This is a genomic window from Flavobacterium pisciphilum, from assembly GCF_020905345.1.
In the GTDB taxonomy this organism is placed as follows: domain Bacteria; phylum Bacteroidota; class Bacteroidia; order Flavobacteriales; family Flavobacteriaceae; genus Flavobacterium; species Flavobacterium pisciphilum.
Window position 1 is genome coordinate 1039423 of record NZ_JAJJMO010000001.1, and the last position, 15009, is coordinate 1054431.

At 34.9% G+C, this 15009-nt stretch carries 6 protein-coding genes; 4 read left to right on the forward strand and 2 right to left on the reverse strand.

The annotated features are described in order from the left end of the window. Positions 1-153 precede the first annotated feature (153 nt). The 3 genes from LNQ49_RS03945 to LNQ49_RS03955 are packed head-to-tail and all read left to right on the forward strand — an operon-like array spanning position 154 to position 3376. A complete protein-coding gene (locus LNQ49_RS03945) occupies positions 154-1752 on the forward strand; it encodes a hypothetical protein (protein ID WP_229987422.1) in 1599 nt (532 codons plus the stop codon). Between the two features lie 11 nt (positions 1753-1763). Beyond that, positions 1764-2117, forward strand: a complete 354-nt coding sequence (locus tag LNQ49_RS03950; RefSeq protein ID WP_229987423.1) for a hypothetical protein — start codon at positions 1764-1766, stop codon at positions 2115-2117. Next, positions 2114-3376: a hypothetical protein gene (locus LNQ49_RS03955; protein WP_229987424.1), complete on the forward strand. Its 1263-nt coding sequence runs from the start codon at positions 2114-2116 to the stop codon at positions 3374-3376. Before LNQ49_RS03950 ends, LNQ49_RS03955 begins: the two co-directional genes overlap by 4 nt. Positions 3377-3476: 100 nt before the next feature. Here LNQ49_RS03955 and LNQ49_RS03960 read toward each other — a convergent pair whose 3' ends face one another. Beyond that, complete coding sequence (locus tag LNQ49_RS03960; RefSeq protein ID WP_229987425.1) at positions 3477-5126, reverse strand: UvrD-helicase domain-containing protein; 1650 nt, start codon at positions 5124-5126, stop codon at positions 3477-3479. Beyond that, positions 5126-6865, reverse strand: a complete 1740-nt coding sequence (locus LNQ49_RS03965; RefSeq protein ID WP_229987426.1) for an ATP-dependent nuclease — start codon at positions 6863-6865, stop codon at positions 5126-5128. Before LNQ49_RS03965 ends, LNQ49_RS03960 begins: the two co-directional genes overlap by 1 nt. A 1172-nt stretch (positions 6866-8037) precedes the next feature. Here LNQ49_RS03965 and LNQ49_RS03970 point away from each other — a divergent pair. Beyond that, positions 8038-15003, forward strand: a complete 6966-nt coding sequence (locus tag LNQ49_RS03970) for a type I polyketide synthase (protein WP_229987427.1) — start codon at positions 8038-8040, stop codon at positions 15001-15003. The last annotated feature ends 6 nt before the right edge of the window (positions 15004-15009 follow it).

Below are 15009 nucleotides of genomic sequence, written 5' to 3' on the forward strand. Positions count from 1 at the left end.
TTTTGAAACACGCAGTTTTATAAATGCCTACGTGTAAAATTAGGCACACAAAGTTAAAAAACAGGTTATCATCATAAAATCAATTTATTACAGATTAATAATTTACAATCTATGATCAAAACTTTAAATTATCTCTTGTTTCTCTTTGCTTTTATGATTAGTTCAATAAGTGCGCAGACACCTGTAGCTGGACAGGCACCACAAAGTACTGCTACAGCCCAGCCTCCTGTTAAAAAAGTAGTCACGCATTATGGACCAATTGTTACCAATTCTTCAGTAAATCTAACAGTCAATATTGGTGATGTAGGATTTACGGGAAGTCTTCCTTTTGACGAAGCTTTCACTATAAATATTCCCGTCAATGAATCAGTACTCAATGTCGATATTTGGTACCGATCAAAACCAAAACCAATCAATATAAACCCACCCACAGATACTGACGGCGAAAACGGCTGGCATAAATTATCTGGGTATCCACTGGGCAATTCGGTCAATTATCAATTTGCGGTACCTGCATTAAGGCCAAATAAATACTATCAATTTTATTTCAAATATAAAAGAAAACCTGACGCGCTTGACAAAGCCTTTTTGACAACTTTTACAAAAGAAACTATAATCCCGGAGCTAAACAATAAAGCTATTGCTACAATACACAGAAGGCTAAATTTTGAATTTACCAACGGTGAAGTTTCGACAATGATTGAAGCTATTAAAACCAAAATCAGGAAGTATGTTGCGGATAAAGACAAAGGCTTGACAGTTGATTTTTCGATGATTAACGATAGACAGTATCAAAACCTGTTCAATTCGCTAAAGAATATAAGTAATGCATTTGAGACCAGTGAAGTTTACAAGAGAACAATTAACTCCAATACTGCATCTTTTACAACTACTCATCAGAATTTTAGAGCCTATAGAAACACTTATAACGCTTCAGGACAAACAGAGGAGATTCATTCTAATGTTGAGCATATGGATAATATATTATTAGCTTTACAGGCATTTCTTTCTCCTCCATTTAATGCGACAACACCTGGCCCTGTACTGAACTACACTGATAATTGTCAGTTTATTTTACAACAACTGGAAATGATTAAAATAGATGGGGATCCAGCTTATATGAGCTTGAAAGATACAGTTATTGGTTTTGTAAAATCAAACATGACCAAGATTGCATTTTACTATCAGTCACTTAATGATGCATCCGATATAACCAATGCCCAGTCTAATAGTTTTGTAGAGATTGTAGTATCTAATTTATCTAATAATATCGTTATTGATGGTACAACAATTTCGGGGGATTTTGACACTTCAGCAAGTTATTACATAAGTGGTGACTTAGGTGTTGCTGCAATACCTCAGTTTTCTAAAATTGTACCTTATTTTGGCACTAATATCTATTTTAGGCCTGTCAACAAAAATATTACACTCGCCGGTTCGGAAGATGATTTTTTTTGGGACGGTTTCGGAAGGCGCTTTTCACTAATGTTTGGTATTTCAATCTCATCGATAGCAAAAACAAATTATAGAACAGACCTTTTCGGAGGCAATTTTAATTTGGTCACCGGTGCGGGCTTTAGAATTACTGATTATTTTAGACTTAACGCTGGAGCACTGTGGTATCAGAAACTAAACGAGAACCCGCTCAATAGTAACAGTAATATTCAGCCTGCTTTTTTTGTATCCTTTTCAATAGACCTTGATGTAAAAACTGCTTTAGATAATCTATTCCCTACCCGTAAAGCTCCTTAAACTCAATCAATATGTCATATATAGAACTAAGTAAAATTACAGCAAACCCTGAGACTATTATTGCACCTTCACTAGTAAGGTTAGAATTTAGCCTTAGCGCAGATAAGGGAACTCCTGTCATAATCTATTATCAATTAAATACCGATAATAATATTTATTTCCAACTAAGCAATGGTTCTTTAGTAAAAGAAATCGTTAAGCAGATAACTATGCCAGCTGCAACAAAGCCATTTGCAGACAGCGTTTTGCTTAAGAAAATTGATGTTTCACCAGCGCAAGATCATGCTTACTGCTTTATTTACGTCCAGGCTGTGAATAAATTGAATGAGTTAAGCGATATTAAACATTGCATGGTGAATTTATGAAAACAAAAAAAATAATTGGCCTAATACTAGGGATAGTCATAGCCTTCAATTCTTGTTCTGCAGAAGATCAGTTAGATTTTACCGATGTAATTAAATTTGAGCATTTAGAGCAGGAGAACCTAATTGCGGATGGTGTCGCAACTCTTCCAATTACAGTAAAAATTAAAGATGGCGCAGATCCCGACAAAAGAACTGTAATATTTACTACGGATTTGGGGGTTTTTACAAATAATGCCACAACAATTACCTTAGTAGCAGATGCAAATAATACAGCAACAGCTTACCTTAAGAGTGCTGCACAAGGTACAGCTACGATTAAAGCGAATGTTTCAACATTTAATATCACAAAAACAATAATTTGTACCTATTCAAATACGCTAACTTTTACAAATGCAGCAAATGAGAACCTTATTGCTGATAATTATTCCGCCTTAAATATTACAGGGCATATCAATCCTGCTACAGAATCAGATAAACGTTTGATAGTTTTTACAACAGACCTTGGAACTTTTACCAACAATACTAATACAATCTCCATAGCTGCTGATTCTAACGGAAACGCAAGCACATATCTTAAAGGTAATATAGTCGGTGGAGCGACTGTCAAAATTGCTAATCAAAATCAATCGGTAACGAAAAATGTTATTTTTACGTCACCTGATGCAAATACTATTTTTACTTTCGGAATAGTTAATCACAACATTCCTGTTGACGGCGTTAGTTTTATTAAAATACCTATTCAAGTCAATACCAATCTGCCTGTAGGAAATCGTTCAGTTGCTTTCACAACTGATTTTGGATCGTTCACGACAGGGAATGCAACAATTCCTGCAGACCCTTCGGGCAATCTTGCTGCTTATTTAAAAAGCTCGGTTGCTGGATCAGCTCATATAGCTGCTACCTGTAACTCAATTACTCGTTACCTTACCGTCAATTTTGTGCCTGCTATACCCGATTTTATATTATTATCAGCGAACGGCACCCTTGAAAACGGAAGTAATCATAATCTCTCCATTTTAATTTCAGCGAAACGTAATATAGGTATTCCTACACCAGGATTTGGGTTTGTTTATAGTGCAATCGATAGTAACGGAAGCAGTATAGGCTCTTTTACAAATGGGTCGTTGAGTAATCAAACCGGTGAAGCTGCTGTAGTTTACACTGCTGGAAATACTTCCTATACTGGAAATGTAACCATTATTGTAGCGCTTAAAGATCATCCACATATTTCAACAAGTGTTAATGTGCTGATAAATTAAATACTTTTTGGGTTAATTTTCAGATTAATGATGCAAGTCGAATCATAATTGATTTATGTCATTTAAAAAACACATAGTAAAAGAACTGTTAATTAAAAGGTTATTTTTTTGATTTCCAACGTAGTTCTTCAATTCCATTTATAGACATGAACTCTGAATCGCAAGCTTTTTTAAGCTGGTATTCATGATTCGTTCTTTGTGTTGAATTAAGTAAGATGCAAGCTTTAATCGCCCTAGTTAACCCTACATAGTGCAGATTCAAATCTTGAATATAATTAGGATAAACGGGATTATCAAAATCATTATTTTGTCTAGGTTTCTTAGATGGCAATATCCATTCATAGAGATCAAGATGGATGACAAGTTCAAATTCCAAGCCTTTAGATTTATGCAATGTCATAATATTTATCTCATTTTCATTTGCTGGCTTATATGAATTTAATTCCTCTGAATTATTGAGTGTTTTTTCAAGAAGATCAATTGACTCCTGATTTTTCAGTGATGGAGAAATAATTTCAGCAATTTCAACAAAGACATTTCTAAGATATTTAAAATTTATTTTGTCCTTTGAGGTTAGTTCTTGAATTTGTTTTTTGCAATTTTTTAATTTTAGAAGATCACTTTTACAAAATCTATTATAGGTTGTAAAAACTTCAATCACATCAATAAAAGTGTATTCTTTATGAAAAATATAATGTAACAGTTTAGAAAATATTATAGACCAAATATTTAAATTAGAATCTAATTCATTTGTTATGAAAAATCTATTTTCCGTCTTAAGAGTATCCCGAATTATATTTGCCGTACGGCCATTTCTAACTAAAACAGCTATTTGATTATTTCTATCTAATGAAAATATTTTTTTTAGCTTTATAATATTCTCATCAATATATTTAGCTATTGAAGATTCATCTCCATTTATTTTTTGGCTAAAAACTTTTGATTCAACATCTGGAATTAATTCAGTTTTACTGTTCAATAAATAATTAGAGTAATTAATTATTGAGGAATGGCACCGGTGATTTTTGTCTAACTTAAAATATTTAAAATTTTCATTTTTTGAAAGTTCGTCAAGAAATTTTGAATCTTTAAAAGAAAAAGCGAAAATTGATTGATTTAAATCTCCAACCGCTATTCCCCGTATTCCTAAATTATTTATCTTCAGAAATATTTCATGCTGATTATTTCCAGAATCCTGATATTCATCTATATAAATGTAGCGGTATTTAGATTTAAGATACTTTTGGCACGCTAATGAATTATTTAAAATATAATTTGACAAAAGCCCAATAGTTTCAATTAGAATTATTCCTTGCAAAAAAAAAGAGATTAAAATATCTGATCTAGCTTCACTTAATTCTTCAATAGATATATTTCTATCTATCCATTCTAAGTCTTTAACTTCAAAATCTTCCAATGATGAACCTTTGATAATCTTTATTTCATTTCTAGGAATACCAAACATCAATTTACCAAAAGGAATCAATATTTCAGATATATTGAATTTATCTATTGTACCAAAAAATGACGATTTAGGATCTTCTCCATTTGATAAACTCCTGTTTTTTAATTCGTTACTTGCTTTGTTTGTATATGATATCGCTATAATGCCTTCATGATTTTTTAAATGAACTAGATTCCTCTTAATTTTTTGTGATACAACAAATGTTTTGCCACTACCAGGTGCAGCAATAACCACTGAGTTTCCATCATAATCTATGATGATTTTTTGTTGTTCAGTTGGCTCCATTATTCAGATACCAATTCAACACATCTTAATAGGGGTTTCGCTATCAAATCATTCTTTAGCTTTCTTAAAGTATCTTTATTTGTTCTTAAAAATTTATACATCATTATTGCTTTTCGTTTTTGCATTTTTGATACTACAGTAACAACGTTGTCTTCTCTATAAAACTTTTTTAAGTCTTCTGATATTGGGCTATTTATTAAGTCATTTTCTAAATCAATAGTTGATAAATACATATCATACAATTTTAGCTCTTTGATGATATTTTGTGCTGAATCAATGTTATTTTTTTGAGGATCGCGTGTCACTTCCCATGTTACATTAGGGAGGTGTTCATCTAAGATACGTTTAGTATTCCCGTCAGAAAAATCTAAAATTGACAAGCATCTGTGAATCCCTGCAAATCTCCATCTCTCTTTGTTTGGGACTTTAAAGATATCATTATCTGTTCTCAAAACCCAATCAATATTTAGTGAATTTAGAATATCTACGTATGTTTTAAAGCCTATTCCATCTACCATTAAAATACTAATATTTAATCTATCAAGATCTATATCCAATTGTTTAGCTAGCGTCTTGTATAGAATTTCCTCAGATGGACCTTCAACTAACAATATAACATTTGCAAAAAATGCTTCAGCAGGAATTATACTCATTCTATATCCAAAATCTTGAAAAGCATCATCAATAATTTCTGAACAACCATTCGATGCAGCTTTCGTATTATTACCTTTATTATATAATCTAATAATAGAATTTGGACTAAACTCAGAAGCTATTTGCGGGGAATGGGTCGTTATAAAAACTTGACCAAAAATTTCCTCATTTAGATAATCAGCTAATTTGCGTTGCTGGTGTGGATGTAAATGTGCTTCTGGTTCTTCAATGCAAAAAATTGTAACCTCGGACAGGTTTTCTTCGCGCAATTGATTTCTAGATGCCCAAAGTGATAAATAAATTTGATTTAAACGTCCATCACCACCAATTAGAACAGATTGTTCTCCTGATTTTGCAGAGATAGATACATTATTTATAAAATTGTCGAGACTTGAGGTTACAGAATCAAATACTACGGATTGCTGATTATGATGTAATGAAAGTTTTGAGAGTTCTTCATTGATAGTTGTTGTTGCATTTTTTATAAAATTTAATTTTGGAATGTTAGAATCAATATTTTCTAAGTTTTGTTCAACTTTGAGGTATAATAAATTATCAAATTCTATTTCCTCATGTGACCGATTTTCTTTCGCAATTTGAAATAAATATGCCTTTTCTTTATTAATATATTTTGTTAAATCCCTTCTACTACCTATATATTTAAGATTTAATACTTTTCTGTAATATCGATCTTCAATTTCTTCTAATTTTTTAGTAGAAGATCCTGCATAGAGTTTATAACTTTTTGTTTTTGTTTTTTCATCTCTAAATGCTTCATATCTCAAATAAAAAATATCATCATCGCTAATTTTTCCTTTAAGTTTCGATACAATACAATCATCTGTAACATCCTGAAATTTTAAAGTTATCCTAAAATTGTTAGTTTCTTCGAAAGCGTAAAAATCACTATCATTTGGCTCTATATCATAATCTGAAAGACTTCTATCCAGTAATAATCTCACAGCCCAAATTAAATTAGTTTTTCCAACATCATTGGCTCCGATTATTAAAGATTTTTCATTGAAGTTTATTGTAGAATTTTTAAAGTTCCGAAATCCTATTAATTTGATTTGTGACAGAATCATTTATAAATTAAATTAAATTGTTATAATAGTAATAGTTTGCTTGCTATAGCAAAACAATATATTTGTATAAATTAGGTCTGTAATAGATAATTTGGAAGTTATTTTAATATTAATAACCAAATTTACAAAATGATTCTCTAACTACTTTACGGTTTCCCATAATCAGATTATTATTACTTATAAAATAATTCTTTTAATTTAGACATGTCAACAGTATAAATACCTGTTTTAATTTTTTTTAGATAGATACGATTTATTTTCTTATTTCTTAAAAATAAAATAAGTCTATTTTTCTATATGTTTTAATAATTTCTCGTTTTATTACTGGAGTGGATACCTTTTTACCACAAAAACTTAAGGCGTTTTTTAACGAATATATCCAGTCTAAAATTTTGATGATTCTTTATTCGCAAAAGAACAAACGAGGTTAGAATTAAAAAAAAGCAAATTAATTCCTGACTGCCAGACTAATAACAATACGGCATTTGATATTTTTATTAAAAAAAAACCATAAAATTAATCTTAGTTTCTAAAAATTAAACAGAAATTAACTACTTTTACTACACTATACCACACTAACTAATAGTACCCTACGCTGAATCGTAGCATGATCAACTTCTATCCACATATTTTCATTATTTCCTGAACATCTCTATAACTCAATGTAAATCTTAGTTTCAAATAAACTGCTTGAAGAATTATAGCTTTGGGATAACAATTTCCTTTGATATTCATTCAATAATTTTCGAACCTAAAAAGTAACAAGTTGAGACATAACCAAGTATGCTCAAACTAGCAAACAATTAGGTTTATTGTCCAATACTGTAAAGAAATATATTGAATCATTTCATCAAAAATCTTTTATCTATCGAGAGTCATTAAGTCTTAAGTAATGAACATCTTAATGTTACCAAAAGAAATAAATACAGTAGATATCAATACAAAAGATTCGAAAAAATCAAAAAAAATAAAATATTTTCTAACCGCTAGCCTAATGACAATCTAGCTTTTGGCATTTTTGTAAATAAATAACCATAAAATTAACATTGTTGGTTAAAGTTTTAACAGAAATTAACTACTTTTACTATACAATACCACACTAACGAATATTACTCCTAAGTTCTTAATTATCATTTTGTCATCCCCATATATCATTTAAATATCATCAACGTATGAAAAATTTAACAATTATAGGATTAACGCCCTTTGAAAAGCCTGACGTCAACCTGATGTCGAAATTATTTCAGGCAGGAGCATTCCCCACCTTAAGTTTAGGACATGATATAACAATCGCCCAAGAAGCAATAAATGAACTTGACCGGATTAGTATACCTTCCTATGGTATATATCTCACAAATGATAAACTAACTTCACTTCAACTATCCGAGCAGGTAAGTTTTGCTATCCTTCCATTTGGGATCTCAATAAACATCTATCCAAACTTATCCCGGATTTATCAGGTAACTAGTCTTGAGCAAGCAAAAAAAGCCGAACAACTGGGGGCTATTGGAATTATTGTGAAAGGAAACGAAGCTGCGGGATTAGTTGGTTATGAATCCACATTTGTTTTGTTTCAACGTGTCATACAAGAAATCAACACAATACCTGTATGGGTACAAGGAGGAATAGGCCTTCATACGGCCGCTGCTGCAACAGCACTTGGGGCAAAAGGTATTGTATTAGACAGTCAATTGGTACTATATCCAGAAAGTAACATTCCTCAAGACCTCAAAAATCTATGTTCAAAATTAAATGGGACAGAAACCAAAATCATCGCCCATCATCGCGTATTGGTTAGGCCCAATTCGCCTGTTTTATCAGAAAATGTTTCTATCGAAGAGTTAGCACAATATTTTAATGACCTTGACCCCAACAAAAGTTACATTCCTATGGGACAAGACGTTGCTTTAGCAACAGAGCTATATGAAAATTTCAAAACGCTAAAAAAATTGGTTTTTGGATTTAAAGAAGCCATGTATGGTCATCTGAAACAAGCAAAAGCATCTCAAATTATTGACCAAAACAATCCATTAGCAAAACAACTTGGCCTACGCTACCCCATCGCACAAGGACCAATGACCCGCGTGAGTGATGTTCCAGCATTTGCCAAAGCTGTAGCAGAAACAGGAGCTTTACCTTTTATAGCCCTTTCCTTACTCAAAGGAGAACAAGCAAGAGCATTAGTCATAGAAACACAAAAACTTGCAGGCGACAAAACTTGGGGTGTAGGTATATTAGGCTTTGCACCACAGGAATTGCGAGAAGAACAGACCGCCTATATCCTTGAAGTCAAACCTCCAGTAGTACTAATCGCTGGTGGTCGACCTGCACAGGCTAAAGTATTTGAAAAAGCCGGTATAACAACATTTTTACATGTCCCTTCACCTGCGTTATTGGATATTTTCCTAAAAGAAGGTGCCAAAAATTTCATATTTGAAGGCCGAGAGTGTGGTGGACATGTTGGTCCACTCTCCAGCACAGTACTTTGGGAAAAACAAATCGAACGTATCCTAAAAGAAGATCATCCGGAAAATATAAGTGTCTTTTTTGCTGGTGGAATTCATAATGCTTTTTCCACAGCCTTTATATCTATCATGGCTGCCCCTCTTGCAGCCCGAGGTGTAAAGGTTGGTGTATTGATGGGAACAGCATATTTGTATACACAGGAAGCTGTGAGTACAGGTGCTATTCAGCAAGAGTTCCAGCAACAAGCGATGCAAGCCAAAGATACCGTACTACTAGAAACTGCACCAGGTCACGAAACCCGTTGCTTAAATACAGCATTCGCCTTACATTTCGAAAAGGAAAAGAAAAAACTGCAAGCCATTGGAATGGACAAAAAGCAAATTTGGGAAGAGCTTGAAAAACTGAATGTAGGACGTCTCAGGATTGCAGCAAAAGGGATTGACCGTCAAGGTGACACACTCGTCACTATACCTAAAAAACAACAGCTTGATTTAGGTATGTACATGATCGGACAAGTAGCAACCATGCACAGCCAAGTAATTACACTTGAATCACTCCACCATGATGTTGCTATCGACAATCAAAAATATATTAAACAGGCAGCGCTACCACAAGAACCTTCATCAACCGAAAAAGCGTTAGATATAGCTATTATAGGTATGGAATGCGTGTTCCCAGATGCTAAAAATTTAGCAGAATACTGGCGTAATATCATTCTTGGAAAAGACTGCGTCACCGAAGTGCCAGATGAGCGATGGAATAAAGATATCTATTATCAACCCGATTCCAATAGTTCAGATGTATCACATTCAAAATGGGGCGGTTTTATTCCAAAAATAGATTTTGACCCATTGGATTTTGGCATTCCGCCACAATCACTTGCAGCAATAGAGCCAACTCAGCTGTTAACCTTACTCGTTGCCAAACGTGCAATGGAAGATGCTGGTTATGGTGAAAAACAAATCAACAGAGATAATATATCCGTTATAATTGGCGCTGAAGGCGGGAATGACCTTGCCAACAGCTACAGTTTTAGAGGTTATTATAAACAAGTTTTTGGAGAGCTTCATGAGGAAGTAAAAAAAGTATTCCCACACACCACCGAAGATTCGTTCCCAGGTATATTAGCCAATGTCATTGCCGGAAGAATAACAAACCGTTTGGATTTGGGTGGAAGGAATTTTACAGTAGATGCTGCATGTGCCTCATCACTAGCTGCTATTGATTTAGCATGTCAAGAACTGATACTAGGCAAATCGGATATGGTACTTGCCGGAGGAGTAGATTTACATAATGGTATCAACGATTATCTGATGTTTTCAAGCACACATGCCCTCTCCCGCAAAGGACGCTGCGCAACATTTGACAGTGCCGCCGACGGTATTGCTCTTGGCGAAGGGGTAGCCATTTTGGTCTTAAAACGATATGAAGATGCCCTACGTGATGGTGACCGTATTTATTCTGTTATTAAAGGTGTCGGAGGATCCAGCGACGGTAAAGCTCTTGGTCTTACAGCACCGAGAAAAATTGGTCAGGAACGTGCATTGGAACGTGCCTATGATCAAGCAGGTGTCAGTGCAGCAGCAGTTGGTTTAGTTGAAGCTCATGGCACAGGAACAGTAGTCGGAGATAAAACGGAACTTACCGCACTCACCAATTTATTTAGCAGGTCTGGAGCTTTACCAGCTCAGACACATCTGGGATCCGTAAAAACTCAAATTGGACACACCAAATGTGCTGCTGGTCTGGCTGGACTTATCAAAGCCTCTATGGCAGTATTCTATGGCGTAAAACCTCCTACTCTTCATCTTCATCAACCCAACTCCTACTTCAATGCAGATACAAGCCCTTTTGCTTTTCATGCAGAAACAGGATTATGGTCAGAAAAAAAACGTTATGCCGGTATTAGTGCCTTCGGATTTGGTGGCACCAATTTTCATATGGTAATCGAAAATCATCCACAAAAAGAAGATGCTGTCATTCTACAGTCTTGGCCATCCGAACTATTCGTCTTCCGTGGTGACAATTATGATCAAGCTAAAATCCAATTGGGACAAGTAAAAACGTTATTGGAGATCAATGATAGCCTAACCTTAAAAGACATTGCATACAGCTTAGTCGCTGGTTCCGAAAAACCAATCCAACTAAGCATTGTTGCAGATACAGCCGAAGATTTGATGATGAAAATCGAACTCTTGTTAACGGACATTGAAAGTAAAGATATCTTTATTGTTAACAAGCGAACTGGTAAAACTGCATTTCTATTCCCCGGCCAAGGTAGCCAACACCTCAATATGGCACGAGATCTATTCGTTCTATTTCCGGCCATGCGCAAACTTATATCGCAATATCCTGATTTAGAAAAAGTAATCTTCCCTTCAGTCCCATTTGATACCGCGACATTAAAAAAACAAAAGGAGACCATTAAAGATACGCGTCTGGCACAACCTCTTTTAGGCATTGTAGATCTTGCCTTAGCTCAATTGCTACAGTCATTCGGCATCGTACCTGATATGTTGGCAGGACATAGTTATGGTGAACTACCGGCATTATGTTTTGCCGGTGTATTTGACGAACAACAGTTGGTTGAACTCAGTAGCAAACGTGCACAAACCATTTTAGATGCTATTGAAGATGGTGATCCAGGAACTATGGTAGCTATAAACATCGATACAGATCGCTTGAAAACGATTCTTGACCAACATCAAGATTGCTATCCTGTCAATTATAATTCACCAACTCAGTGCGTTGTTGCTGGAAGCACTGCAGCCATTGACAAGTTCATGGAACTGCTTAAAAAGGAACGTTTCTCATTCAAAAAACTAGAAGTAGCCTGTGCCTTTCACAGTCCATTGGTAAGTAAATCCAAAGATTTGTATACGAATGTCTTGAAAGAAATTCCTTTTCAGGAAATGCAGATTCCAGTTTGGTCAAACACCACAGCAACCTTATACCCAAGCTTGGCATCTAATATCAAAGTACAATTGACCGATCACTTGGTTCAACCCGTACATTTTGTTGACGAAATCCAAGCTATGTATGCCGATGGAGCGAGGATATTTATTGAAGTGGGTCCTGGAAAAGTATTATCTGGATTAACAAAAGCTTGCCTAAACCAAGATGAGCTGACACTACATGTAGAGGATAACAACCGTAACGGTCTCACCCATCTTCTTTGCATGTTTGCACAATACCTTGGAACTGGTCGTCCCCTTAATTTAAATAAACTTTTTGAAGATAGACACGCGAGTTTAATCCATATCGATCAACCCGACCTTTACCAGAAAAGCCCAACGATTTGGCGCATAAATGGACAAGCCGCTCACCCAACAACAGGTACATTACCTGCTCATGGTGCCTTACCTATAGTAACTCCCATTCAAATGACAAACCCCACGATCATTCAAACACCAGAAACACAACCTGCCGTAGAACACATATTACAGGAATATTTAAACGGCATGAAGATGTTGGTACAAGCGCAACGAGATGTCATGCTTTCCTTTTTAGGACAACAGGAACACATAAATTCCATTCCTGTTTATTCTACAACAGTAGAAAATAAGACAGCTGATCAATTGGTATCAACACTAATTACCAACGATAAACCGATGTCCAAAGTAACCATACAGACACCAACAATAGATATCAAATCTTTATTGTTAACGGTAGTATGCGAAAAAACGGGCTATCCACAAGAAATGTTAGGAATGGAGATGGATTTAGAAGCTGATCTCAGTATAGATTCTATTAAAAGAGTTGAAATCATCGGGATACTTCGTAATGAGCTTGGTATACTCACCACTGATCATGAAAATGAAGACACAGTCATGGAACAACTAGCAGCAATAAAGACTTTAAATGGACTCGTAAGCTGGCTTACTGAATACACAGGCACTATTGATTCAGCAACAACAAAAATTGAATTATCACACACATCACCTATAATAGCAGATAAAACCACTTGTACACTTGCAGAACTACAAATTATCATTTTAGATATCGTCAGTGAAAAGACCGGCTATCCAAAAGAAATGTTAGGACTAGATCTAGATCTGGAAGCAGATTTAAGTATAGATTCTATTAAACGAATGGAAATTATCAGCGAACTAAAAGTCAAAATCGGATTTGGGGATGACATAGAGCAAGCTGATAATCTTATGGAAAACTTAGCAGCCATAAAAACACTAAATGGTTTAGCAACCTGGATAAGTGAAATGAGCGCAACTGAACCTGTACAAAGTTTATTAACACGCCTGCGTTTTGATTTGACACCAACCGCATTTTCCGAAGCACAAAACACTGAAATACTTAAAGGAAAGCGATTTGCAATAGCTCCAGACAATGGAACACAAACAGGTGCAATTAAAACGATACTTGAACAACATGGTGCAATTGCAGAATTGGTTCATACTGAGCAAGATTTGCCCCTATTTGATGGACTGATTATTTTCGATATGTACTCCACTACTGTCAAACATAGTATCATCGATCACGTTGGTCTAATTAAAAAGATGGATCTTGAAAAAGCACAATGGATTTATTTAATCTCAGATATTCCAGCACATGTTGAAAAATTAAAAGACATCGGTGCACTACGTCATTATCAAGGTTATCCCGGCTTATTCAAAAGTTTGGCTCGTGAGTTCGAACAAACCAACTGCAGGCTGATTAGTCTCAATACAGCACAGAACACGGATCAAATAGCAGAAATCACATTACGCGAAATCCTAACAACAGACAAATCAGCTGAAGTTATCTACAAAGACGATCAACGCCATAAAGTCGACATAATACCTTCGCCCTTGTTAACGACTCTTGACCAAGCACACATCCAACTTGATAAAAAATCTGTTGTTTTAGTTCTCGGAGGGGGACAGGGTATTACTTCTGAACTGGTAAAACATATGTCCGCAACTTATCCATGTACCTATATTCTTGTCGGCAGATCAATAGACCCGAGAGAAGTTATCTCCGATTCAAAAGAATTAGAGTTGATGAAATCGAGAGAAGAAATTAGAAGCTACCTCATCAAAACTGGTAATTTCAGTACGCCACCCCAAATTGAAAAAGAGACATCTCGAATTTTCAAAAACAATCAAATCCTGAGTACCATCCACCACATGGAACAATTAGGGAATAAAGTAGTATATCAATCATTAGATCTTTGTGATGAAGAAGGATTGACTCAACTTCTCCATCATATTTATGAGCAATATGGACAATTAGATGGTGTCATTCATGGTGCTGGTCTTTTGGAAGACAAACTTTTCAAACAGAAAACAACCAGTTCTTTTGAACGTGTCTTTGACACAAAAGTAAAACCCTTACGCGTACTGGCTGAACAATTGCGTTCAGATTGCCAATTTGTGGTCCTGTTTTCAAGTATCGCTTCAGTCTATGGCAACAAAGGACAGACTGATTATGCAGCTGCAAATAGTGTGTTGGATAATTATGCCAATGCATTAAACAAAAAGTTAAAAGGAAAAGTAATCTCGATTAACTGGGGACCATGGAAAGGTGCAGGAATGGTTTCTTCATCATTGGAAAATGAGTACGAACGTCGTGGAATTTCGTTGATACCATTAGAGGAAGGAAAAGAACTATTTCTTAACGAAATCAAGTATGGAACAGAAAGTCAAGTATTAATCATGTCAGGTAAAAATTGGTAAAACCGC

Coding starts and splice junctions, on each gene's coding strand:
- LNQ49_RS03945 (WP_229987422.1), top strand. CDS start 154: ATGATTAGTTCAATAAGTGCGCAGACACCTGTAGCTGGACAGGCACCA.
- LNQ49_RS03950 (WP_229987423.1), top strand. CDS start 1,764: ATGTCATATATAGAACTAAGTAAAATTACAGCAAACCCTGAGACTATT.
- LNQ49_RS03955 (WP_229987424.1), top strand. CDS start 2,114: ATGAAAACAAAAAAAATAATTGGCCTAATACTAGGGATAGTCATAGCC.
- LNQ49_RS03960 (WP_229987425.1), bottom strand. CDS start 5,126: ATGGAGCCAACTGAACAACAAAAAATCATCATAGATTATGATGGAAAC.
- LNQ49_RS03965 (WP_229987426.1), bottom strand. CDS start 6,865: ATGATTCTGTCACAAATCAAATTAATAGGATTTCGGAACTTTAAAAAT.
- LNQ49_RS03970 (WP_229987427.1), top strand. CDS start 8,038: ATGAAAAATTTAACAATTATAGGATTAACGCCCTTTGAAAAGCCTGAC.